The organism is Candidatus Margulisiibacteriota bacterium, from assembly GCA_041650635.1.
GTDB lineage: Bacteria > Margulisbacteria > WOR-1 > JAKLHX01 > JBAZKV01 > JBAZKV01.
The window spans coordinates 25,844-50,039 of sequence record JBAZKV010000005.1; the positions used below are offsets into that span (position 1 = coordinate 25,844).

At 50.6% G+C, this 24,196-nt stretch carries 24 protein-coding genes; 2 read left to right on the forward strand and 22 right to left on the reverse strand.

Annotation, left to right across the window (positions count from 1 at the left end):
* Positions 1–5: 5 nt before the first annotated feature.
* From ribH to accC, 5 genes are read right to left on the reverse strand one after another with little or no spacing between them, the layout of a single operon-like run.
* A complete protein-coding gene (gene ribH / locus WC490_02175; protein ID MFA5097418.1) occupies positions 6–470 on the reverse strand; it encodes a 6,7-dimethyl-8-ribityllumazine synthase in 465 nt (154 codons plus the stop codon).
* A complete protein-coding gene (locus WC490_02180; protein MFA5097419.1) occupies positions 467–1,729 on the reverse strand; it encodes a bifunctional 3,4-dihydroxy-2-butanone-4-phosphate synthase/GTP cyclohydrolase II in 1,263 nt (420 codons plus the stop codon). Before WC490_02180 ends, ribH begins: the two co-directional genes overlap by 4 nt.
* Positions 1,720–2,328 carry a riboflavin synthase gene (locus tag WC490_02185; protein ID MFA5097420.1) on the reverse strand — a complete coding sequence of 203 codons (609 nt, stop codon included), beginning with the start codon at positions 2,326–2,328 and terminating at the stop codon, positions 1,720–1,722. The genes WC490_02180 and WC490_02185 overlap by 10 nt, the downstream gene beginning before the upstream one ends.
* A 15-nt stretch (positions 2,329–2,343) precedes the next feature.
* Complete coding sequence (gene nusB / locus WC490_02190; GenBank protein MFA5097421.1) at positions 2,344–2,751, reverse strand: transcription antitermination factor NusB; 408 nt, start codon at positions 2,749–2,751, stop codon at positions 2,344–2,346.
* 1 nt (position 2,752) lies between these two features.
* A complete protein-coding gene (accC, locus tag WC490_02195; protein ID MFA5097422.1) occupies positions 2,753–4,096 on the reverse strand; it encodes an acetyl-CoA carboxylase biotin carboxylase subunit in 1,344 nt (447 codons plus the stop codon).
* Between the two features lie 127 nt (positions 4,097–4,223).
* Between accC and WC490_02200 the strand changes: the two genes are divergently transcribed.
* On the forward strand, positions 4,224–4,385 hold the full coding sequence (locus tag WC490_02200) for a hypothetical protein (protein ID MFA5097423.1): 162 nt from the start codon (positions 4,224–4,226) through the stop codon (positions 4,383–4,385).
* Positions 4,386–4,450: 65 nt separating this feature from the next.
* Here WC490_02200 and WC490_02205 read toward each other — a convergent pair whose 3' ends face one another.
* The 6 genes from WC490_02205 to WC490_02230 form a co-directional block, all read right to left on the reverse strand.
* Positions 4,451–5,722, reverse strand: coding sequence for a CBS domain-containing protein (locus tag WC490_02205; GenBank protein MFA5097424.1), 1,272 nt, complete (start codon positions 5,720–5,722; stop codon positions 4,451–4,453).
* Between the two features lie 49 nt (positions 5,723–5,771).
* Positions 5,772–6,851, reverse strand: a complete 1,080-nt coding sequence (gene dprA / locus WC490_02210) for a DNA-processing protein DprA (protein MFA5097425.1) — start codon at positions 6,849–6,851, stop codon at positions 5,772–5,774.
* Positions 6,841–7,860 carry a family 10 glycosylhydrolase gene (locus tag WC490_02215; GenBank protein MFA5097426.1) on the reverse strand — a complete coding sequence of 340 codons (1,020 nt, stop codon included), beginning with the start codon at positions 7,858–7,860 and terminating at the stop codon, positions 6,841–6,843. The genes dprA and WC490_02215 overlap by 11 nt, the downstream gene beginning before the upstream one ends.
* Before the next feature lie 83 nt (positions 7,861–7,943).
* Positions 7,944–8,501 (reverse strand): GTP cyclohydrolase I FolE, encoded by a 558-nt coding sequence (gene folE, locus WC490_02220; protein ID MFA5097427.1) that lies wholly within the window; start codon positions 8,499–8,501, stop codon positions 7,944–7,946.
* Between the two features lies 1 nt (position 8,502).
* Positions 8,503–10,299, reverse strand: coding sequence for a formate--tetrahydrofolate ligase (locus WC490_02225; GenBank protein ID MFA5097428.1), 1,797 nt, complete (start codon positions 10,297–10,299; stop codon positions 8,503–8,505).
* Positions 10,300–10,341: 42 nt separating this feature from the next.
* A complete protein-coding gene (locus tag WC490_02230) occupies positions 10,342–12,030 on the reverse strand; it encodes a hypothetical protein (GenBank protein ID MFA5097429.1) in 1,689 nt (562 codons plus the stop codon).
* 110 nt (positions 12,031–12,140) lie between these two features.
* On the opposite strand from WC490_02230, the gene WC490_02235 reads away from it, so the two are divergent.
* The gene (locus tag WC490_02235) at positions 12,141–13,565 is read left to right on the forward strand and encodes a hypothetical protein (GenBank protein MFA5097430.1); all 1,425 of its coding nucleotides are present in this window, start codon (positions 12,141–12,143) and stop codon (positions 13,563–13,565) included.
* On the opposite strand, the gene dxs is transcribed toward WC490_02235, so the two are convergent.
* The 11 genes from dxs to WC490_02290 are packed head-to-tail and all read right to left on the reverse strand — an operon-like array spanning position 13,562 to position 24,196.
* Entirely contained in the window at positions 13,562–15,475 is a 1,914-nt protein-coding gene (dxs, locus tag WC490_02240) for a 1-deoxy-D-xylulose-5-phosphate synthase (protein ID MFA5097431.1), read from the reverse strand. The two genes, WC490_02235 and dxs, sit on opposite strands and share 4 nt — an antisense overlap.
* Positions 15,465–15,932: a divergent PAP2 family protein gene (locus WC490_02245; protein MFA5097432.1), complete on the reverse strand. Its 468-nt coding sequence runs from the start codon at positions 15,930–15,932 to the stop codon at positions 15,465–15,467. The genes dxs and WC490_02245 overlap by 11 nt, the downstream gene beginning before the upstream one ends.
* Positions 15,933–15,950: 18 nt before the next feature.
* A complete protein-coding gene (locus WC490_02250; protein MFA5097433.1) occupies positions 15,951–16,820 on the reverse strand; it encodes a polyprenyl synthetase family protein in 870 nt (289 codons plus the stop codon).
* Between the two features lies 1 nt (position 16,821).
* Positions 16,822–17,577: an imidazole glycerol phosphate synthase subunit HisF gene (gene hisF / locus WC490_02255; GenBank protein ID MFA5097434.1), complete on the reverse strand. Its 756-nt coding sequence runs from the start codon at positions 17,575–17,577 to the stop codon at positions 16,822–16,824.
* Positions 17,546–19,342 (reverse strand): penicillin-binding protein 2, encoded by a 1,797-nt coding sequence (mrdA, locus tag WC490_02260; GenBank protein ID MFA5097435.1) that lies wholly within the window; start codon positions 19,340–19,342, stop codon positions 17,546–17,548. Before mrdA ends, hisF begins: the two co-directional genes overlap by 32 nt.
* Positions 19,335–19,811, reverse strand: coding sequence for a hypothetical protein (locus tag WC490_02265; GenBank protein ID MFA5097436.1), 477 nt, complete (start codon positions 19,809–19,811; stop codon positions 19,335–19,337). Before WC490_02265 ends, mrdA begins: the two co-directional genes overlap by 8 nt.
* The gene (gene mreC, locus WC490_02270; GenBank protein ID MFA5097437.1) at positions 19,808–20,611 is read right to left on the reverse strand and encodes a rod shape-determining protein MreC; all 804 of its coding nucleotides are present in this window, start codon (positions 20,609–20,611) and stop codon (positions 19,808–19,810) included. The genes WC490_02265 and mreC overlap by 4 nt, the downstream gene beginning before the upstream one ends.
* Positions 20,612–20,635: 24 nt before the next feature.
* A complete protein-coding gene (locus tag WC490_02275) occupies positions 20,636–21,682 on the reverse strand; it encodes a rod shape-determining protein (GenBank protein MFA5097438.1) in 1,047 nt (348 codons plus the stop codon).
* A gap of 13 nt (positions 21,683–21,695) precedes the next feature.
* Positions 21,696–22,331, reverse strand: coding sequence for an SPOR domain-containing protein (locus WC490_02280; GenBank protein MFA5097439.1), 636 nt, complete (start codon positions 22,329–22,331; stop codon positions 21,696–21,698).
* Positions 22,332–22,379: 48 nt separating this feature from the next.
* Entirely contained in the window at positions 22,380–23,606 is a 1,227-nt protein-coding gene (locus tag WC490_02285) for a folylpolyglutamate synthase/dihydrofolate synthase family protein (GenBank protein ID MFA5097440.1), read from the reverse strand.
* A complete protein-coding gene (locus WC490_02290; protein ID MFA5097441.1) occupies positions 23,603–24,196 on the reverse strand; it encodes a site-2 protease family protein in 594 nt (197 codons plus the stop codon). The genes WC490_02285 and WC490_02290 overlap by 4 nt, the downstream gene beginning before the upstream one ends.

Consider the following 24,196-nt stretch of genomic DNA (forward strand, 5'->3'; position numbering starts at 1 on the left):
CCCCTCTAGATCTGCTTGATCAGATTAGCCGTTTCAATGGCCGCCAGCGCGGAACTCCACCCTTTATTGCCGGACTTTGCTCCGGAGCGCTCAAGCGCCTGTTCAAGATTGTCCGTTGTAAGGACCCCGAAGATCACAGGCACTTCGCTCTCAAGCGAAACGCTGGCTATCCCTTTGGACACCTCAGCGGCAACATAATCAAAGTGGGGCGTGCCTCCCCTGATCACCGCACCCAGACAGATGATCGCCGAAGGCTTTTTGGCTGACTGCGCGGCTTTTTTTGCTATCAGAGGCATTTCGAAGGCGCCCGGGGTCCATATCAGCGTGATGTCCGGCTCCGATACGCCGTGCCTCAAAAGGCAGTCCATCGCTCCGGAGATGAGGCCTTTTGTGACCGAATCGTTGAACCGCGAGGCAATTACCGTTATCTTCAACCCTTTCCCGTCCAGAAGCCCTTCTTTTGTCTTCATCCTTTTCTCCCTTCTTCAAATATCTTCGGCAGTTCCTTAAGATTGTCGTGCAGCAGAAGTATGTGCCCAAGTTTCTGAGATTTGGTCCTTAGATACCTTTCGTTATGCTCGTTGGGCTCTACCTCTATGGGAAGCCTCTCCACCACCGTCAGTCCGTACCTTTCTATGCCCACGATCTTTCTCGGGTTGTTGGTGAGCAGCCGTATCGTTGAAAGGCCAAGATCACACAAGATCTGGGCGCCGGTACCGTAGTCTCGCAGGTCGGCCTCAAAGCCAAGCATTTCGTTGGCCTCCACCGTGTCCGCCCCGCCGTCCTGAAGTTCGTAAGCCTTGAGTTTGTTGAGCAGTCCTATGCCGCGGCCTTCCTGCCTCATATAAAGCAGAACTCCTGAGCCCTCTTTCTGGATCATCTTTAGGGAACGCTCCAACTGGATGCCGCAGTCGCATCTGCAGCTGCCGAACACGTCTCCCGTAAGGCATTCCGAATGCACCCTGACAAGAACATCCTTTTTATTGCGGACCGAGCCTTTTACCAGGGCAAGGTGATGCGCTCCGGAGAGTATGTCTTCATAGCCGTAGACCATAAACTGGCCGAACCTGGTGGGAAGTTTTGATCTGCTGGTCCTTTTGACCAGTTTTTCGTTCATAAGCCTGTATCTTATAAGGTCCGCGATGGTAACTATCTTAAGGGAGTGCTCTGCCGAAAACTCCATCAGGTCCTTCTGCCTTGCCATTTTTCCGTCGGGCCTGATTATTTCGCAGATTACAGCGGCCTCTTCCATGCCGCTGATCCTGACAAGGTCCACCGCGGCCTCGGTATGCCCTGCCCTCTTGAGCACGCCTCCGGCCCTTGCTTTAAGCGGGAAAATATGTCCGGGCCTGACGAGGTCCGAAGGCTTTGAGGACGGATCGGCCAGGACCTTAAGCGTCACGGCCCTGTCTGCGGCGGAAATTCCGGTGCTCACCCCGTGAGAGAGCCCTGCATCCACCGAGACAGTGAAAGCTGTCCTGTTGGCCTCCGTGTTCTCGCTCACCATTTCCTCTATCTTTAGCGTTTTAAGCTTTTCGGCGCTTAATGGAGCACAGACAAGCCCTTTTCCTTTTGAGATCATGAAGTTGACAGCTTCTTCGGTCGCTGTCTGTGCAGCCATGACAAGGTCGCCTTCGTTCTCGCGGTCTTTGTCATCGACCACGATCACCATTTTGCCGGCTTTTATTTCTTTTACCGCTTCTTCTATGGCGTCAAATTTCAATTGCATGACACAAACCCTTTTCCGGCAATCATTTTTTCCGTGTATTTGCCTATCAAGTCAAATTCAAGGTTTACCCTGTCCCCGACCTTTTTCCTGCTCAGGGTCGACCCCTTGAGAGTAAAAGGAATGGCATTCACGGTAAAGGAATCCCTAACAAGCCCCGAAACGGTAAGGCTTATGCCGTCAACTGTAACGGAACCCTTGCCGATGATATACCTGGACATGGAAAGAGGATAAGCAATGGTGAACTTTACTGCATCAAAGGCCCTTGAGATACCTTTAATTGAGCCGGTTGAGTCCACATGCCCGGACACCAGATGGCCCGAAAGCCTGTCAGAGACCTTAAGAGCTCTTTCGAGATTGACCTGATCTGATGCCTTGAGTGCGCCCAAATTGGTCTTTGAATAGGTTTCTTTTGTTATGTCCACAAAAAAAACGGGGCCTTTTGTCCCCGTCACCGTAAGACAGGCCCCGTTGACGCAGACGCTTTCCCCCGGTTTCAGCTCTCTGGAAAGTTCTTTTGAGGTTATCTCCAGCTTCAAAAGCCCGCTGACAAACCTGGCGCTTTTTACAGAACCTATTTCTTCAACGATCCCTGTGAACATTTTGAGCTAATTTTATCACAATTTGAGCTTTTTTGCCACAGAAGCAAGGACACCGTTTATGAATTTTTTGGATTCTTCCCCGCCGTATTTTTTTGCCAGTTCCACGGCCTCGTTCATCACTACTGCGCCGGGTTCGGTCCTCTCGTGTTCAAGCTCCCAGACACAGACGCGCAGGATGTTCCTGTCCACTGCTCCCAGTCTTTCTATTGTCCACTCCGCCAGGTTAGAAGCTATACTGCGGTCAATTGCCGCTTTTTGGCTGACAACTCCGCGAAGGAGCACTTTTGCCCGCTCCATTGTGTCGGGGGGGAAAGTCTCCTGGCTTGAAACGCTTAGGATGGCCTCTTCGGGTGAAGCGTCCGAGAGCTCTATCTGATAAAGCGCCTGCATTGCCAGCCGGCGCGCTGTTGTTCTTTTGCCCATATCAGAGGATAAGATTGGTGTCTATAAAATCGGTATAGATCTCGCCTCTTTTAAAATTATCGTTTTCCATGACCTTTTTGTGGAAGGCGATCGTTGTTTTTATCCCCGCCACGACAAATTCGTCAAGGGCCCTGCTCATCCTGCTGATAGCCTCCTGGCGGGTGGGCGCCCACACTATCAGTTTTGCCACCAAGGAATCATAGTATGGAGGAATTCTATATCCCTGGTACGCGTGGCTGTCAACGCGCACGCCGGGCCCCCCAGAAGGAAGGTAGGTCTTTAACTCGCCCGGACTAGGCATAAAATTCCTTTCGGGGTCCTCAGCATTTATCCTGCACTCTATAGAGTGCCCCGACAATTTTATATCTTTTTGCTTGAACCGCAGTTTTCCTCCGCCGGCCACATAGATCTGTTCTTTTATGATATCAGTTGAGGTGATCATCTCAGACACGGGGTGCTCCACCTGCACCCTGGTGTTCATTTCCATAAAATAGAAACGGCCTTCCGCATCAAGAAGGAACTCGATAGTGCCGGCGCCGCTGTACTTTGCCGCCTTGGCCATCTTAACTGCGGCCTCCCCCATCTTTTTTCTCAACTTTTCGCTAAGGGCCGAACACGGAGCCTCTTCAACAAGTTTCTGATGCCTGCGCTGAACAGAGCAGTCCCTTTCACCCAGATAGATGACATTGCCGTAATTGTCGGCCATAATCTGTATCTCGACATGTTTTGGCCGCTCTATGAACTTTTCTATGTAGACCTGAGGATTGCCGAAAGCAGCTCCTGCCTCGGTCTGAGCTGTTTTCATGAGTGAAGGGAATTCGTCCGCGGTCTTTGCAACCCTCATCCCCTTGCCCCCGCCCCCGGCGGTCGCTTTAATAAGAACCGGGAAACCGATATTCCTTGCGATCTGAAGAGCCTCTTTTTCGTCGTTCACTATGCCTTCTGAACCTGGGACGGTGGGCACCCCGGCAAGTTTTGCTGTCTGCTTGGCGGTAGCCTTGTCCCCCATAGCCTCCATGGAAGCGATAGAGGGTCCTATGAACTTTATGCCGTGGGACTCGCAGACATCCACGAACTTAGAGTTTTCGGCCAAAAACCCGTACCCGGGATGCACGGCTTCGGCCCCGGATACTTCCGCCACAGAAATTATCGCCGGTATATTGAGATAGCTTTTTGCGGGCTGTGCCGGACCTATACAGTAGGCCTCGTCCGCGGCCTTTGCGTGCAGGCAGTCCCTGTCAGCTTCGCTGTACACCGCAACGCTTTTAATATCCATCTCTCTGCAGGCGCGGATCACACGCAGAGCTATTTCCCCCCGGTTCGCTATCAGTATCTTTTTGAACATGTTTCCCTCTTACTCTAAAAACCTGTTGACAGACCGCAAATATGCTCTATAATTATATCAATACATCTGAAGATTGGCAAACACAGTTAATTTTCAGAGTAAAGACAGCAAAGGGAGGTGAATGCAAATGGCAAAGGCAAGAGGCGGACTTTCTAAGATAAGAGTGCATTTTAAAGGACAGAGCGATACGCTTGAGAAAGTATTCGGAAGCTCACCTATTCAGGTGACGGATATGACCAAGAAACTCTGGAGCATTATCAAGTCAAGAAAGCTCATGAAAAAAGCGTAAAGCTTTTTGCGTCCGAACATAAACCCCGGGCTAGGACCGGGGTTTATTTATGGGCAAAACACTTTTCAGCCGACTGAAAGCCTTTTCTTCCTTGCCAGCGGCGGGATTATGTAATCTACCACATCGTCAACTGTAATGATGCCGAGTATCCTGTTGAGCTTGTCGACCACGGGCACTGCAAGAAGGTTATATTTTGAAATAACATCGGCAACCTGCCTCCTGTTCATCTCAGGTCTTACCGTTATTATCTTGGTGTTCATTATATCGCCGACAAGCGCATCCTCTTTTGAGATGATGAGGCCTCTCAATGTCAGGACCCCCAGCAGATGTCCGCCCTCGTCCGTAACATACAGATAATAGATCGTTTCGGCTCCCGGGGCCAGCTCCCTGAGTTTTTCTATCGTTCTGGCCACGGTATACTCGGGCTCAAGAGTAATGAGGTCGGTGGTCATAAGCCCTCCGGCGGTTTCGTCATCATGCTTCAAAAGCTCCTGTATCTCCTGAGCTTTTTTCTTTTTCATCAACTGCAGGAATTCCTCCGTCTTTTCTTCAGGCAGGTCCCCCAGGACATCGGCGGCTTCATCGGAAGGCATTTTTTCAAGAATGGCCAGGGCCTTCTTTGTGTCAAGGACGCCTATCAAAAAGGCCTGTATCCTGGGTTCCAATTCGTGCAGAGCTTCGGCCGCCGTATCAGTTGAAAGAGATTCAAAGATGGCCGTTTTTTCGTCCGTGTGGACCTGACTGATAATGCTGGCTATGTCCGACGGGTGCAGTTCCGACATCCCTTTGTAGGGAACGACCAGTTTTATCCTGGCAAGGTCCGTCTGTAAAGGCTCCACATAATTCCAGCCTATCAGGTCTTCCTTCACCTTGATGTTAAAAAAAGATAGAAGGAACGAGACCAACTGATCCAGCTTTAGCCTGCGAAGGACTCCTTTAATGCCGACATCGGCCGCGATAAGCCGGACTTCTTCCCCTACCTTTGCTATTTTAAGATCATTTACTCTTACCACCTTGGAGCCGTGGATATCCACTATCTGCTTATCCATAAGGTCCCTTTTTGCCAGGACACTTCCTTCCCTCAGTTCCGCAAAAGGGGTCTCTTTTATTCCAGCCCGGGTAGAAATAAACTTTCTCCCTATTAGGTTTATCTCTTGAAGCAGCAAAACCTTTTTGTGCCTGCCTCCCGTCGACTTCAGCACCAAGCCGGTCACTTTTGGGAATTGGTCCTGCGGCTCGATCACAATATCCTCGACACGGCCTATTTTTTCTTCGAACCTGTCTATAACGGGACCTCCAATAAGCTCAGAAGCGTACAGTTCGCTTAAATAAATCATTTATAACCTCCTGGCAACTGCTTCGAAAAAATTATAGCACGGCCGCCTGCTATCTTGCGCAATAATACTTACCCGGAAGTTCGCTCACCATGTCTTTAACTACCATGGGGACGAGAGCGGTGGCAAGTTCTCCGCAGGAAACCCCGGTAATTAGAGCAAGCTCATCTATGTGCTTTGCTCCGGTTTCCAGACAATCAAGGACTCTGCGCTGCTCTGCGGATAGGCCCTCTGTATTTATGGAGGGGGCGGGCTTATGTCCCCCTTTAACGCTTTTCAGGTTCAATTCTTCAAGGATGTCCGCGACCTCTTCGACCAGTTTTGCCCCGCGCTTGATAAGAGCGTTCGGGCCGCGGCTTAAGGTCCTGCCCGACTCGCCGGGGACGGCAAAGACCTCCCTGTTCTGCTCCAGTGCAAAACCTGCGGTTATGAGCGACCCGCTGTCGGATGACCCCTCAATTACAAGGGTGCCGAGGCTAAGACCCGAGATTATCCTGTTCCTGCGGGGAAAGTTCCACTTTTCAACGCCTTCAACTTTAAGATGCTCGCAGACAAGAGCCCCTTTGTCCCCTATCCTTTCCCCGAGGCCCCTGTTGCTGTATGGATAGACCTCGTCAAGCCCTGTGCCCAGAACTGCAATGGTCCTGCCGCCTGCTTCAAGGGCGCTCTTATGAGCACAGCTGTCTATCCCCAAAGCAAGACCTGAAACAACGGTTATGCCGAATTCGCACAGGTCTTTTGCCAGTTTTTTGGTCATCTTTTCTCCGTAAGGAGAGAGGCTTCTTGACCCGACAACTGCCACGGATAACTTGTCCTCTGCTTCGAGGCTGCCGCGGTAATAAAGCACGGGCGGCGGGTCCCAGATATTATATAGATTGGACGGATAATCAGAATCGCCAAGGCAGACAGCATTAACACCCGGCGGAAGTGCTGTTCCATCAGGATTCTTTCTTCCGACGATCAATGAGCGGGCTGTTGCGGCGCCGATACCGTCTATTGAAACTAGTTCATCAAAAGTAGAGTCCCATATCGCTGAGATGCTGCCGAAATGTTCAAAAAGAAGTTTTATCCGTGAAGCCCCGAGGCCGGGAATTAGGGAAAGAGCCGCCCAATATTTCAGATCAGAGGACATCTTTCCTTATCTTCTCAAAATAACCGGGTGAGTCAATGAGGGAATCATAAGAGAAGAGCGAAAAACCCTTGAGCGATCTATAATAGCGCTTATAGTATTTGTATGTCTTGATATGGTCAGAAATCACGCCCGCGGAATTATTGAAGGCCCCCAACCCCAAAACCACTGAATTCTTAGAAGAAACAGAAGCGTTGAGCAGGATCAGGTCAAGGACCCTGACAGGGTCCCGTGAATAGATCATCGGGACAGTAAAATCTATAATGCCATCCCTCTGCCATTTTCTCCAGTCCTGACCTTTGTCAGTGGAAGCGTCAAAAATATCGGGGTAGACTGCTGCAGATACAGAAATGCCGGGTTTAAGCCTTTTAACCTCCTGATAGATCCTTTTTACCAGGCCGGTCACATCATCGGCCCTCCTTTTTGCGGCTATCGGATAAGCAGGATTCTTTTTGTCGTAGATAAAACTATGGTCAGGATACCTTATGTAGTCAAAGTGTATGCCGTCAACATCATAATCTCGGGCAACCTCGCAGTAGACTGCATACAAATGATCCTGTACACCCTTGATGGCCGGGTTGAGGAACAGCATATTCGATTTTTTTGGGAGCAGCCAGTGGGGTTTTGCGTTAACAACATGGCCTAGCTGCGAAGGAGCTTCGGGAGAAGACCACACATAATAGGCGTTAAGCCAGGCATGCACCTTGATGCCGTGCCTGTGGGATTTTTCAACAGTCTCAGCAAGCGGGTCAAATCCGGTCTCTACCGTTGGGACAATGGAAGACCTGTAATATGCCTCTCCCCTGCCCAGGACCTGGACAAAAAGCGTGTTAAAGCCGTTCTCTTTTGCTTTAGTAACGAACCTGTCGATCTTTTCTTTGGAATCCAGTTGGAACCTTGTCACCCACATTGCCTTGATCTCCTGCCCGTCCGGGATACCTGCCCACAAGCAATTTCCGCGCCACAGCAGGAAAATCATTATAAATACGAGAATTCTTAGAGGTTTAAGCATTCTATATCCGTCCCGACGCTAAAGCGTCGGCTCCTAAGAATGAGAACTGGAGCCGAGCCTTTAGGCTCGGGTAAATTAGCATATTATTTCTTTAGCAGTGCCAGGGCCTCGGCCCTGGTGGAAGCGTTTTTCCTGAAGATGCCCCGGACAGCCGAAGTAGTGGTGGTGGTCCCCGGTTTTTTCACGCCTCTCATAGACATGCACAGGTGCTCGGCCTCGATTATGACAAACACCCCGTGAGGGGACAGTTTTTCCATGAGAAGGTCGGCGATCTGGGAGGTGAGCCTTTCCTGGACCTGGGGCCTTTTTGCAAAAGCCTCAACCACTCTTACCAGTTTTGACAGCCCTGTCACACGCCCCTTGCGCGGGATATAAACTATATGGGCCTTGCCGATGAACGGGATAAAATGATGTTCACACATAGAGTAGAACGGGATGTCTTTTACCATGACCATTTCTTCGTGGGCTTCGTTGTGAAAGACCGACAGTTCTTTTCCCGGATCTTTTGAAACCCCGGAAAACAGTTCCGCGTACATCCGTGCAACCCGCTCCGGGGTCTTTTGCAGTCCCTCTCTTGAAGGGTCTTCCCCTATCGCGTAAAGAATATCCTTAACGGCCTTTTCTATCTTTTTTCTGCTCATGTTAAAACAACCCCTTTATATCCCCGTTCTCGTCAAGGCCGATCCTCTCGGCCGCGGGATGCTGCGGCAGGCCCGGCATCGTCATTATATCACCGGTATAGGCCACGATGAACCCGGCTCCGTAAGCCGGTTTTATGTTTTTGACCGTGAGGCGGAAGCCTTTAGGCCGCCCGAGCCTGGTGTGGTCGTCCGAAAGGGAAAACTGCGTCTTGGCCACGCACACAGGAAGAGAGGCTCCTCCGCTTTGCTTTATGAGCTCCAGCTGCTGCTTTGCCCTGTCCAAAAAATCAATTCCATCAGCACCGTAGATCTTCGTCGCTATCTTAGACAGCTTGTCCTCAATAGAGTCGTTGAGATCATAAAGATATTTCAAACCAGACGCTGAACTCTGTAAAGTCCCGACGCTAAAGCGCCCGCCTGCCAAGCCTTCCCGGCTCGGCGGGATGGCGGGCAGGTCGGCTCCACGGGAAAGCAAAACCGGAGCCGAACCTTCAGGTTCGGGCCTTATCACTTTCATCAGTTCTTTTGCAAGCTCCATCCCTCCGACCCCTCCCTTTTCTCTGACATCACAAATACTGCCTCTAACACCAATTGCTGCACATTCATCACATATCATCTTTAATTCCTCGCTCGAATCATATGCAAATCTATTCACTGCAACAACTACCGGGACATTAAAGTTTTTAAGTGCGTCAATATGCGCCTTAAGATTGTCAAACCCTCTTTTCAGCGCCTCCTTGTCCTCGTCCCTTGCCCTGAGCGCAGTCGAAGGGTTATACTTGTCCTTGGCTATCCCGCCCTGCCACTTCAGGGCTTTTGCCGTTACAACAAGAACCGCCGCAGAAGGAGCGAGGCCTCCGGCCCTGCATTTTATGTCAAAGAATTTTTCTGCCCCCAGGTCCGAACCAAATCCTGCTTCGGTAATAACATAGTCGGACAGTTTAAGAGCGAGTTTTGTGGCAATAAGGCTGCTGCACCCGTGCGCTATATTGGCGAACGGTCCGCCATGGACAAAGGCCGGACAGCCTTCTATGGTCTGGACCAGATTGGGTTTTATCGCTTCCTTTAACAGGATAGCCATTGAGCCTTCAGCCTTAAGGTCGCCCGCGGTAACCGGCCTGCCGTCCTTTGTCAGCCCCACAACGATCTTTTTCAGATTGGACCTTAAATGCTCGAGGCTAAGCGACAGACACAGCGACGCCATGACCTCGGAAGCAGCCGTAATGTCAAAGGACGAGCGCCTGTCAACCCCCCTATATCTTATGGAGATGTCCCTAAGCGCTCTGTCATTCATGTCCATAACTCTGTTCCACATGATCTTTTCGGGATCGATATTGAGAGAATTTCCGTGGAAGATATGGTTGTCTATCAGCGCGGCAAGAAGGTTGTGGGCGGCGCTTACCATGTGCATGTCGCCGGTAAAATGCAGGTTGATATCTTCCATAGGCAGGACCTGGCTGTAGCCGCCTCCGGCCGCCCCGCCTTTTAGGCCGAGCGTCGGGCCAAGAGACGGTTCCCTTATGCAAACGAACGCTTTTTTGCCAAGCTTTTTGAGTGCCTGGGCAAGCCCTATCGTTACAGTCGTCTTTCCTTCTCCAAAAGGGGTCGGGGTCACTGCGGTAACCAGGACCAATTTCCCGTCCCTGCCGCTTTTCCTTTTTTCCAGCGCCGACAGCTTTATCTTTGCCTTACAGGTCCCGTAAAGCTCCAGTTCCTCCTTTTTGAGCCCGCAGGAGGAGGCCACCTTTTCTATCGGCTTTGTTCTTGACTTTGAGGCTATTTCAATATCTGAGAGCATGAGAGGATTTTATCATGGAAACAGGCCCTTAGTCGAGAAACTTTACAGGCCGGTTTGAGCTTTGAAGGGCAAAGGAAATCTCATTTTTGGAGCGGGAAGGGACGGATCAAACTCAAAGGCCGAAATTGTGGGCAAAGGTGACAGCTCCTCAAAATGCAGGGTTTTAAGGGCTCTTTCCCCCTCAAGAAAGCTGTTAAGAAACGATATTTCGTCGCGTTTTGCATTGTAGTAGCCGTTCAACTTTCTTAAATAAGACGGGAATCCATCAGCAGCCCTGTCCTCTTCTTTTTCCGTATCCGGGTTCCCCATAGCTGAGCACAGTTCTCCGATACTCCAATTGTAAAAAAATACCGGGGAAACCACACCCAATGCCGCGATCATACCGTAAGCGTCCAGGAGCGTTTCTTCGCTAAATCCTCCGACACTGTCAACGGAGGAAACTAAACCGAGAAAACTTCTAGGATCGAAATCGTCGGTGAACTCTTGCCAGAGCCTAACTGTGAGGTCCTCACTGCCATGAAGCATTCCTTTGTTGTTTAGAACATATTTTAACTTCAGCAGCAGCCATTTGAAGCCGTCTTCATCCGGTGAGGGGAACAGGTCTTTAACAAGACGCTGCCCCAGACTGTGAGCGGACGGTCTTTCGGGAGGATAGACCGATAAGAAACAGTTCCCATAAGCATCAACTGTTGAAAAAACAGACGGGCATTCCTCCACCCATCCGTCGGCGTCATCACGCGGGACTGCGATCGAATGCCTGCTGCGCCCAGAAAAGAAAGGCTCATCTGCCGCCCTCCCGTCGATAAGGACCGGCTCTACTTTGAACCTGCGCACGTCAGCATAACGCGGCCTGATCTCATCACTAAGCCTGGGGACTACTCTGTTAAGGAAGAAGTCTCTAATCACATCGGGATCTTTGGCGCTTCTTAGTATGGGCCTTGCCCTGCCCATAAGGTTTAGGGTTAATGCATAGCGATCAGCCAGCTTATCAAGTTCCGGATCCGGAGCACCTTCAAGTATCCTCCTTTGATAAAGATGCATGGACAGTCCCATAGAACGCTCCGCTTGCCCCAGTTTTGCCGCTGCTTCGGTACTGAACGGATCCCCCATAATAATCCCGTTCGTTATTCCAGGGACCAAGTCATAGCCGAGTTCTCCGGCAAAATTTACGATGTCACCATAATCTGCGTCATGGTCGCTGTCGCGCCACAACAGCGGATCGCTCGCGTCATAAAGCAGCAGCCTGTCGGCGGAGTGTTCGGGTAGGACGCTCAAGATCTTGAGAAAAGCCGGATAAGGCATAAAACGGGGTGAAGCTGACGAATCCGCCCCGCACATTGTGCACTGATGGTAGCAGCCGCTTGCCAGGTCAAGAACGCCACGCCATAAACCGCGATACGGGAGGTATCCTTTTATGCTTTCAATAAAATTCCAATAGGCTTTCCCGGTTACCGATTCAAAAGGGTGCCTGTATAATTCCAGCCTAGGCATTGCAGTCGATGGCAATTCCGGGATCATATCCTCAATAAAAGGAACCGACAGAGGGCCTTTCCTTACTTTTTCAAAAAGCTGAAGCCCGGCATTATTAAGGATAGGTCTGTACCGGCCAAGGATATGCGATCCTCTTGCGAACTTTATTATCGATGCGATCTCAAGCCCCGGAAATCTCCGGGATAGTTCCGCGACCTGCGGCCTGATGCGGATCGTGCTTCGGCTTTCCATCGCTGTCATTTTGTTCTCCGATCTATTTTCGAAAAGATCACAAGATAATTTCACACTGTGAAATTCTGGACAAAAACAAACGATAATTTTGTGTAAGAACATTTTTTAGGAGGAAACGAATGAGCCCCATAGAAACGTATTACAGGCTGCCTGCAAGCAACCCCAGGACCCTGGGAGCAAGAGAAGTATATCCTTTCGGCTCCGGGATGAGGGTTGGGGATGTCACTTTTAATTATGCGCCGAGAATGATCCCGGAAAACGCTAGAAAAGCAGTTATCACAAGCAACGAGCAGATGTTTGCCCTGTCCTGCCTTCCGGGAGTAAAGGTAGTTGAAGTGCCGGACAGTAATTATGTCACTTACCTCTCGGCTCTGACCATGTCAACAGCGCTCAATTCCTATAAACCGCATCCTGAGGGAAAGGATTCCGCCATTCTTGCCACCGGGGGCACCTGGGATCCCCCGAGGCTTTTGCTGGGAAATCCTGACCTGGCAAGGAGCATACTTGGCTCTGCACTGCCGCTGGACCGGGGCCTTCTATTTACCTGCCTGGATGAATACGGTTTTCTCCTATCCATATGGAGAATGCTGCAGGAAGAAGTCGGCAGCAGAGAAATATTTTTGAACGGACGGCTTAATCCCATTTCATACGGGGACATCCACAGGCTGTTCCTTCAGGGCGCCGGTTTTACCGAAGCTGATTTCAGGTTCCCTCCATTCGGTTTTGACGCTCCGGGCATTGAAGTCGCAAGAGCCTGGAGGAGGATATTGTTCAGAGAGATCTTTCCTTCAGTTACCGGCAATCACGGGATCGGCTCCTATCCGTTCCATGACGCTTTTAATGATTACACCGGCTTTTTAGACCCGACAGGCTTTTTTGGAATTGCCGACAGCACAAAGCTCCAGAACGGCAACGACACCACGCCTCCCGGGGCTCCTCAGATGAGCCCTATGTTCAGGAATATCGCCGCAGCCTATGGAATAAGCGAAAGAGAATCCGTTTTTATTAAAGCCAAGCAGCTGCGCGAGGACTGGAGAAAAGGCGAAAATATGCCGGAGCAGTTCCAGCATTACATTGGAGATGAGGCATGGAACAGCTTCATGACGGGGCTGGACACCGAGATCGACATAGCAAGAGTGGTCACCGGCAGAATGCCGACCAATGTTATTACCATGGGGCTGAGGGACCTCATTTTTGGCAACGGCACGGAAGAGACAGATTCAAGGAGCGCCGATCTTCATATATTTTCCATAACCGGAGGGCACAAGGCACCGGCTTTCTACAACTGTCTCTGCAAACCAGCAAACGAGGCGAACCCGGCCTCCGCGCTGAATTTTTACGGAAGGGTCATAGTTTTTGTGGACAGACTTGCCGCCCATTACGCGCACAAATTTAACGAAGAATTCACTGCCACTTTCTGGAAATACAAGCCTGACGGCAATACCGAGGACATGATAAGAACGCAACTTACTGCTTCTTCGATATCGGACAGGTTCTGGGCTAACTACGAATCAAATCCTGACCATTGGAGATGGCCTGACTAGGGTTTTACCTTAGAAAAGATCGAAATGGTTTTTGCTATGCCGGAAGCGTTGAGGCCGCACCGCTCAAGTATAAAGTCTCTTTTACCTGCTTCTATGAACCTGTCAGGGAAACCTATCCTTTTAAGCGGTTTTATTACGCCGTGTTCTTCAAAAAGCTCCATAACAGCCGAGCCAAAACCGCCCATAAGACAGCCTTCTTCAACGGTCACGACCAGATCCGCTTTATGGGCTTCTTCCAATATCAGGCTTGAGTCCAGCGGTTTGACAAATCTTGCGTTTATCACAGAAACCGAATGATCACCGCCTTCCAATTGTTTTGCCGCCTCGATAGACGGCTGAACCATTGATCCTATCGCAACGATCAGGATCTTTTTGTCAATTGGACATTGGGAATTGGAAATTGGATATTTCGTCCTGTAAACGACCTCCCCTTTCCCCGTCTTTATCTCTGTCCCGTCTATGTTCTCTCGGTTATCCGCAGCCGCTCTCGGATATCTTATTGAAATAGGTCCATTATGCAAAACCGCAAAACGCAGCATTTTTTCCAGTTCGGCCCCGTCCATCGGCGCCATTACGCTCATATTGGGCAGGTGCCTGAGATAGGCCATGTCAAAGACACCGTTGTGGGTGGGGCCGTCATCCCCTACTATCCCTGCCCTGTCAAGGCAAAAGACAACTGGCAGGTCCTGCAGGCAGACATCATGAAAAAGCTGGTCATATGAGCGCTGCAAAAAAGTAGAATAGATCGCGCACACGGGCCGCAGTCCTCCCTTTGCCAGACCAGCGGCAAAGATCACGCTGTGCTCCTCTGCTATCCCGACATCAAAAAACCTGTCGGGGAACTCCCTGGAAAAATCTTCCAGTCCCGTGCCGTCCAGCATGGCGGCGGTAACAGCAACTATTTTCGAGTTCTCTTTCCCGAGGCACAGCATGGCATCTCCAAAAACCTGCGTATAGCTCCTGGACCCGGAAGATCTGGACACTTTTCCCGTGGCAATATCAAAGCCCGGAACGCCGTGAAAGGCCGTCGGGTCCTTCTCTGCAAAAGAATAACCTTTCCCTTTTTTGGTCAGGACATGGACCATTATCGGTTTTTTCAATTCTTTTGCAAAGGAAAGGGCGCTCATCAAAAGAGTAATGTTGTGGCCGTCTATGGGGCCAAGATAATTAAAGCCCAGTTCTTCCACTATCACTTCTGTCTTAAAGTCAACGATAAAGTGCTTCAGCCTTTCCTTGAGCCGGTTTGCCAGCTTGTAAAGGGGTATGCCGAATTTTGGGATCTTTTTTACCATGTCCTCAACGCGTTCTTTTGTCTTTGTGTAAAGCGGGTTCATCCTGGTCTTGGTAAAATACTCCGAGAGGGCCCCGACATTTTTGGAGATGGACATGTCATTGTCGTTCAGGACCACTACCAGGTTGCTGTTAAGGTTCATCGCATTATTGATGGCCTCAAGGCTAAGGCCGCCGGAAAGGGAGCCGTCGCCGATAACCGCAACGACCTTATGGGCCTCTTTTTTTAGGTCCCGAGCCTTGGCCAGCCCGATGGCAGAAGAGATCGCTGTTGAAGCATGCCCCGTAGTAAAGGGATCGTGAGGGCTTTCTTCACGGGAGGGGAAACCGCTTATCCCGGCGTAGCTGCGCAGAGAGCCGAAATCCTTAAGCCTGCCGGTAAGTATCTTATGAGCGTATGCCTGATGCCCCACATCCCAGACCACCTTGTCCTTTGGGGAATCAAAGACAGTGTGTATAGCAATGGCAAGTTCCACCGCCCCCAAAGACGAAGCAAGATGGCCTCCATTCTTTGAGACGGAATCAATTATGACGCTCCTTATCTCGCCGGCGGCCTTTTCAAGCTCGGGGCCGGTGAGTTTTTTGAGCGCGGAGGGAAGATCAAGTTCATCAATAAACAAATCTATAAACCCCCAGATACAGGCAGACAGCCACAAAAATGCCGAAAACAATGCCCACTGTAACTTCCAAGGGCGTGTGCCCCATGAATTCGTGCAGGTTTTCCCCGCTTATCCTGTCTGTCTTGTTCATGTCGTCAAGGATACGCTTGATCAGCATCGACTGTTTGCCGGTGGCTCTGCGCACCCCCACCGCGTCATAGATAACTATACATGCAAAAGCAAAAGCAATTGCCAGTGCAGGAGAACTCCATCCCGACCTCATGCCTACCGAAAAAACCAGGGCAGAGACCATGGCTGAATGGGCAGAAGGCATGCCACCCGCCTCAAAAAAATGCTTGATGTCAATTTTCCTGTCAATAAAATAGTAGTAGACTATCTTGAAGGCCTGTCCCAGGACCATAGCGGATACGGAGGATACAAGAGGAAAGTTTTTAAGCAGTTCTGCAACTATTTGCATACAGGCCTCCCCATGATGTCATTTTGTTCTTGTCCCTATATAACCTGCCAGCAGCCTTAACGGCTCAGCCTGAGCCCCAAAACCCTTAAGGCAGTCCATTGCGGCTGTTATGTGATCGGCAAGGGCTTTTTTGGAATCTTCCAGTCCTATGAGCGAGGGAAACGTGGCCTTTTTCCTTTTTAGGTCGCTTCCCTGCGGCTTGCCGATATGCTGGCTGCAGCCTTCGATATCAAGTATATCATCTTTGATCTGGAAGGCCATGCCGATATGCCGGCCGTATTCCGAAAGCACCGTGACATCTTTTTCCGGAGCCTCCGACAGAACAGCCCCGAGCCTGCACGAAGCGCTGATAAGGTCCCCCGTCTTTCTCGCATGAATGCAAAAGAGCTCTTCGAGCGATATCAGTTTTCCTTCGCTTAAAATATCCATGGTCTGTCCCAGTGCCATTCCCCGGTATCCAAGGGCTGCTGCAAGGTCTACAAGAGCCCTGTTCACAGCCGCAGGGGCCGCTTTGCTTTTTCCTAGAGTTTCAAAGGCTAGAGCCAAAAGAGAATCTCCGGCCAGTACGGCAACGGCTTCCCCAAACTTTTTGTGGCTGGTGGGAAGCCCCCTGCGAAGGTCGTCGTCATCCATGCATGGCAGGTCATCGTGAACAAGCGAAAAAGCGTGGGCCATCTCTACGGCGCAGGCTGCATCAAGAACGGGCATCGCTTCCATTTTTACGCTTTCTGCAGATGCCATCACAAGCACAGCTCTTAATCTTTTGCCGGGGGCAAGGGCCGAATACCGCATTGCCTGCGAAAGCAGACCGTCATCTTTTGGCAGGCGGGCTTTTAGCCCGGTATCGATCAGCTCCCTTTTTTCTTTCAGGTATTCTTTTAGGTCCATTTCAGTTCCTTACGGGGACCCCGCTCTGCGACAAAAAAGCTTTGATATCCGCTATCCTGAGCCTGCCGTAATGGAGAGTGGAAGCAAGCAAAGCTGCATCGGCGCCGCTTTTGGCAAAGGCTTCAAGGATATGCGAGCTGCTGCCCGCGCCTCCGGACGCTATAACCGGAATGCCAACAGAAGCTGATATTTTTGAAGTGACTTCAAGATCATATCCAATATTGGTGCCGTCCCTGTCCATGCTTGTCAAAAGTATCTCTCCCGCGCCAAGTTCTTCTACCTGCTTTGCCCACTCTACGGCGTCAAGGCCTGTCGGCGTGCGCCCGCCATGCGTATAGACCTCAAAAAAGGAGCCGTTATACTTTGAATCTATCGCCACAACAATGCACTGGCTCCCGAATTTTTCTGCTGCCTGTTTTATGAACCCCGGAGCTTTTACCGCCGCAGTGTTTATCGAGACCTTGTCGGCGCCTGAAGAAAGGATCTGACGGATAGTTTCAAGATCATAGATCCCGCCTCCGACGGTAAAAGGGATAAAGACCTGCTCGGCCACTTTGCTTACCACCTCGATCATGATAGAGCGCTTGTCGGAAGAAGCGGTGATGTCCAAAAAAACGAGCTCATCGGCGCCTTCTTGGTCGTAGAACTTTGCCAGTTCAACAGGATCTCCTGCATCAACAAGATCGACAAAGTTGACGCCTTTTACCACGCGGCCTTCTTTTACATCAAGACAGGGGATTATTCTTTTTGCCAGCATCCTCTTTTTCCTTTTCTCCCTTAACCCTGTATTTATGATACCAGTTAAGGACCTCTTTTGCTATTTGCGCCGTGACCGTGTTGCCGTGCCCGCCGTGTTCAACAAAGGCCGCAACAGCGATCCGGGGTTCTTTGTAGGGCGCGTAGCACACGAACCAGGCATGGGCGGCTCCGGCAGGGTTTTCTGCCGTGCCGGTCTTGCCTGCAGCCTCAAAGGAAGCTATCTCAGCAAACCTTCCGGTGCCTCTGGAAACCACTTCGCGCAAAGCGCGCCTTATATGGGAAAGGTTTTTGTCTGATACGGGAACGGAGCCGATGACTTTTGGCTTGTATGAGAACTCCTCCTGCCCTTCTCTGTCCCTTATGGAAAGGATCAGGTGCGGCTCAAACCGGTCTTTTCCATTGGCTATGGAAGCGTAAAGATTGGCGATCTGTATGGGGGTAACCCACAAAAACCCCTGCCCTATCCCGTAATTGATGGAATCTCCAAGGTACCAGGGCTCTTTTAAGACCCTTTTTTTCCACTGAGGATCGGGCACCAGTCCCGCGGCTTCGGCGGGAAGGTCTATTCCGGTTTTGTGTCCGAGGCCGTAGGAAGAAGCAAAATCCCTGAGGATCTCCGGGCCGATCTCCTTTCCCAGGCCATAGAAAACAACATTGCACGACTGAACTAGCCCCTCCAAAAGGCTGAGCCTTCCGTGTCCCGAGGTTTTCCAGCATTTTGCCGTTCTTGCCCCCAGCTTATAGAAGCCCGGACAGTTAAAGACCTCAGGTACGCTTGAAAAACCTTTTTCCAGCGCGGCTGACAGAGTAACGGATTTAAAGACCGAACCAGCGGGATAAGCCGCGATCCCTCTGTTAAGAAAGGGCTGGGCCCTTTTCTGGAGAGCGCTCCAGACTTTGGGATCTACCGGAAGAGAAAAGATATTGGGGTCGTAATTTGGATAGGAAGCCAGGGCCAGCACCTGTCCGTTGTTCGGGTCGATCACAATTACCGCTCCCGGTTTCTGCCCAAGGCTGGCCTCACAGGCTTTTTGAAGGTCCAGGTCTATGGTCAGCGTAAGATTTTTGCCGGGCTGGCTGTCGGAATAACCGCGTATGGAGGTCGGTTTGCCGTAGGACTCTATCGCCATGCGCTGTCCGCCGTTTATTCCTCTAAGGTACTGGTCGTATATCTTTTCAACCCCTGTTTTGCCGATAAGGTCGCCGCTGCGGATGTTAAGCGAGCCCGATCTTTCTATGTCCTGCGCCGTCACCTCTCCGATGTATCCGAGGACATGAGCGGCAAGAGACTTTCCGGGATAGACCCTGACCGGTTTTGTGTTGACTATGAGACCTGACAGCTGCAGTTTCTGCTCTTCTATCCTGGCGACGGTTTCTAGGGATAGGTCATCCTTGACCAGGATCGGGTCAAAGGGACGAGCCTTCTTTGCCTTGAGGACCTTAAGAAGGTGCTCCTTTGGAACTTTGAGCAGGCTCGAGGCCCTGTTAAGCAGGTGTTCCCTGTCCCTGATCTCGCTCTGGACAAGATAAGCCGAAAAAACGGCCCTGTTGCCCACGAGTACTTTTCCATATCTGTCGTAGATGATACCTCGCGGAGCTATCACGGGCATCGTATGCGCCGCGTTCAACTGGGCAAGCCTGAGGTATGCCTGGTTCTTGACCGACTGCAGATACCAGAGTCTTATAGCAAGGACAAGAAAAAGCAGCAGCAAAACAACCCTGAAGGCTTTTACATAAGGGCCCAATTTGGGGGAATTATCCATCCCGGAACACCTTCCTATAGGCTTCTATCAGGACCGGCACGAACAAAAGATTTATCACAGGAGATATAAAGAGGGATACCCGCAGAAAAGGGATATCATAACCTCCGAAGTATTTAAAGACCGCTGCATAGAACAGATGAAAGGACAGCATAGATATTAAAGAGATGCCGATCGATACGCCGAACTCATCCCTTATCACCGCGCCTTTGATCGACCCGGAAATGAGCCCCGCAAACCCCAGCCCCAAAAGGAACATGAAACCGGTGCCGTGTATAGTATCCTGCAGCGATCCCAGGAAAAGGCCAGCGGCAAGACCGGAAGACGCCCCCCCCATAAGGCCGCACACCACCGCGAACGAAAGCATTAGATCGGGATAAGCTCCAAAAAATGATATTCTCGAGAACACGGCTGACTGGGCGGTCACCAGGACCAGGGAAAAGGCTATGAAACGCAAATATCTGAGATTCATCTTAGGATAAAGACCCCGTCAAGTCTTGAAAGGTCCGCGGCTATCCTGACCAGTATATGCTGAAAAAGCGCAAAATCCTGTTTGTCGGCCTTTATCACAGTGCCAACAGGTATTCCTTTGGGGAAGATATCAGACACCCCCGAAGTAATGACTTTACCGTTAACTTCGACCGATGCGGTGCCGGTGACATATTTCAGTTCCAGAATATCCGAAAATGTCCCTGCAGCTACCCCCATGGCGCCTGACGGGGACAGATAAGAAGAAACGCTTGAGTCAGGATCTGATATAAGGGTCACCTTTGAGTAATGCCTGGATACTTCAGTTGTCTTTCCCACAAGGCCGTCAATTGAGATGACCGCGAGGTCTTTTTTAACGCCGTCGGCGCTGCCCTTGTCAACAATAACTGTGTTGAACCACTGGCTGCCGCTTCTTCCCGCCACCCTGGCCGCTATCATTGTCCTTTTATAAGGGTTCGCGGACCTGAACTGAAGCATCCTGCGGAAAGTTTCATTCTCCTTAAGCAGTTCGTCATAAGATAAGCTTTTTGAGGTAAGCCTGCTCAGGCGTTCTCTGAGAAGGTCGTTATGTTTTTGAGCGTTTCTCAATCCGGCTATATTCTTCATAGCCGCTCTCGGGGCGTCAAACAAAGCCCCTGCGGCAGCTATGGCGGGAGAAAAAATAGAAAGCCCTGCTTCCCTGACGAACTTTGCGGGGGGTGACTGCGACAGCCAGGGAGCATTAAGCAGAGCGCCTAAAGCCAGCAGCACCAACAGCAGAAGCACAAACGGCCTTCTGTTCATTGGTTGGCGCATATGATGGACCCGTTACTGCCAGTTTTTCTTGGTGGTTATCAGGACCTTTTTCAGGACATCTATTTCTTCAAGGACCTTTCCCGTTCCGTAAGCAACGCACGAAAGCGGATCATCCACCACATAAACAGACATGTCCGTTTCCTGGCTTAAATGCTTATCAAGGCCTCTCAAGAGCGAACCTCCGCCGGCCATTACTATTCCCCTGTCCATTACGTCCGCTGCCAGCTCAGGCGGGGTTTTTTCCAGCGTCATCCTTACGGCATCCACCACGGTAGAAACGGGTTCTGCAAGTGCATCCCTTATCTCGGCAGAAGTGAGCGTTATGGTCTTTGGAAGCCCCGAAACCAGGTCCCTTCCCCTGACCTCAACTGTCCTTTCTTCTCCCAGGGGATAAGCAGAACCAATGTCGATCTTGATCTGCTCCGCTGTCCTTTCCCCGATAAGCAGGTTATAGTTCTTTCTGCAATGAGCAACTATGGCCTCGTCCATCTCATCTCCGGCCACTCTGATAGACTTTGAAACTACTATGCCCCCCAGTGCAAGGACGGCCACTTCTGTGGTGCCTCCCCCGATGTCAACTATCATGCTGCCGACCGGCTCTGACACCGGTAGTCCCGCCCCAATTGCAGCGGCCATCGGCTCTTCTATCAGATAGGCCTCTCTTGCTCCAGCATGCATTGCGGCGTCGATCACGGCCCTGCGCTCGACTCCCGTTATCCCGGAAGGAACACCGACCACTATCCTCGGGCGGACAAAAGCGCTTCTGTTGTGGCTTTTAGTGATAAAATGCCTCAGCATCATTTCGGTGACCTCAAAATCCGCGATAACCCCGTCGCGCAAAGGCCTTACCGCGATTATATTGGCCGGGGTCCTGCCCAGCATTCCCTTTGCCTCGTTGCCGATGGCAAGCACTTTGCCTGTATCCTTGTTAATGGCCACCACAGATGGCTCGCACAGGATGATGCCTTCTCCTTTTGCAAATACCAGGGTAGTTGCGGTCCCAAGATCGATCCCTATATCCCTCGAAAAATGCCCGAACACATAATCATAGATTCCCATTTCTCTTCCTTTCTTATTCCTTGATGACCTTTGCCGAAAAACCTTTTGCGGTCAGCTCTGCCGCCACTTTTTCAGCTTTATCGCTTGTTTTAAAAGCCCCTGCCTGGACCCTCCACGATCCGGAAGCTATCTCACGGGCAAACACCTCAAACCCCGCCTCTTCCAAAGCCTTCATCTGCTCTATGGCCTGTTCCCTTGACGGAGCCATACCTGCTTCAACCTTGTAGTAAACTCCGCTTTCTGCAGCCGGTCTGGCCTCAACAGCGGCCGGGACCTCTTTTTTTACTTCCGGGACTATGACCTTTTTTCTTACCACCCGAGCAGGCCTGTCCTCTTTTGCCGGCCGCTCAAGATTTGGATATTTCAATCCCTCTTTTTCGGCAGGCAAAGGTTTTTTTTCGGGAAACGGCACTGCTACCGTGCGAGTGTTTTCCTCTTGGATCCCTTCAACCGGCTTACCCGGAAGAAGGAGCCTTTTCCCTATCATGAAACTTGCCCAGAAGCTTCCGACAACTAGCAGGACAAGTATTAAACCAAAAAATATGCCTTTTAAGGCTGAGGACCCCGAAGACCTTCTTTTTATATTGCGACCTATGCCTATTTCATCGTCCTCAAATTCTTCCAGGCCTCTATTCTGGTTTTCGTTCATGTTTGGATAATACCGACAGGTCAATTTTACAATATACCGGGGTCCGCGTCAACGAGGCGCGCATCCGAAGTGCTTAAGCGCCCATCCGGCCGTCACATGGGACCCGGCCACGCAAACGATCCCGTCATGACCAGCCAGCCCCAAGGCAAATTTTATACCTTCTTTTAGAGAACAAAAAGACCTGGAGGGGACTCCCCTCCTACAGGCTTCCTCCTCAATAAGTACCGGATCAAGCGAAAAAGGATGATCCAGCGCGCAGGCAAGTATAGTCTTTGCATAAGGAGACACAGCTCTGACCGCACCTATATGGTCCTTGTGTGAGAGCATCCCAAGGACAAAGACCGCTTTTTTATTCTTTGCAGCCTCTTTTGCAACAACCTCCAGACCCGCGGGATTATGCCCCGCGTCCACAAGGACACGGGGATTGCTTATAACCTGCTGGAACCTTGCCGGCCAAATGGTATTCTTAAAACCTTTAATAACGCACCGCTCTTTGATGTTCCAGCCTTTTTTTCTAAAGACCTCTATTGTTTCAAGCACCACTCCCGCGTTCTCTTTTTGAAAAGCGCCTTTAAGCCTGACAATTGCCCCCCGCTTGCCTTCAGCCTTGTTTGCGATAATAAGAGTGCTTTTTTTTAAGGCGCAAACCTTTCTTACCACCTTAAGCGCTTCCTTGTTAAGCGACCGGGGCACGACAACTTCTACCCCGCTTTTTATTATGCCGGCCTTTTCCTGAGCCACCGACCTTATAGTCCTGCCAAGAAGCTCGGTATGGTCAAGATCTATGTTAGTTATAGCGCAAACCTCGGGAATTATGACATTGGTGGAATCCAGCCTTCCTCCAAGGCCCGTTTCTATGACCGCGATATCGACTTTCTCGTCCGAAAAATATTTAAAGGCAATGGCCGTCAGCAGCTCAAATTCGGTGGGCTTTTCTTTTTTTAACGGATAAGAGCGCAATATAGATCTTATTCTTGAACAGTATCCGGCAAATTCCTTTTTTGTTATGCTTTTGTCGTTTATCCTGAATCTTTCGGTATAGTCTAGCAGATGCGGGGAAGTATACAGGCCAACCTTAAAGCCGCATTCCTTGAGGATAGAAGCTGTCATCGCGCAAGTCGATCCTTTCCCATTGGTGCCTGCTACATGTATGCAAACCAGGTCTTTCTGAGGTTCGCCAAGGACTTTTAGGAGACTTTTTATCCTGGCAAGGCCGGGTTTTATTCCGAATTTCCAGAAGGATTCAAGATAGCGGACGGATGCCGGATAGTTCATGTAGGCATTAAGAAGCCAAAAATAAAACGGATAAGCAGATTAAGCGCTCTGTAGCTTCCCGGCATCATCAAAAGGAACAAGACTATGAAGATGCCGTAAGGCTCGATGCTGTCAAGAAAAGCCGCTCCTTCCCTGGGAAGGAAAGCTCTTAACAGCCTTGACCCGTCAAGGGGAGGTATAGGAATAAGATTGAATACCGCGAACATGATATTGATCCAAACTGTATTAAAGTAGATGAACCTCAGCAGTTCATGATCAAAACTGAAATACCGGAAAAGCACGGAAAAGAACCAGGCGATAAGAAGATTGGCAGCAGGCCCTGCGAGCCCGACGATAGCGGTGTCCTTTTTTGGGTCCTCAAAAAAATAGGGATTGATGGGAACAGGCTTTGCCCAGCCAAAGCCGAAGATCACAAAAGAAGCGGCCCCGAGCAGGTCAAGGTGGGCAAAAGGATTAAAGGACAGCCTGCCGAAAGTGCGGGCTGTAGGGTCCTTAAGCATATCAGCAGCCTTGCCGTGCGCCATCTCATGCATGATCAGAGCGAACAAAAATATCGGGGACAGAAGCAGTCTGACAACAAAAGCATCCAT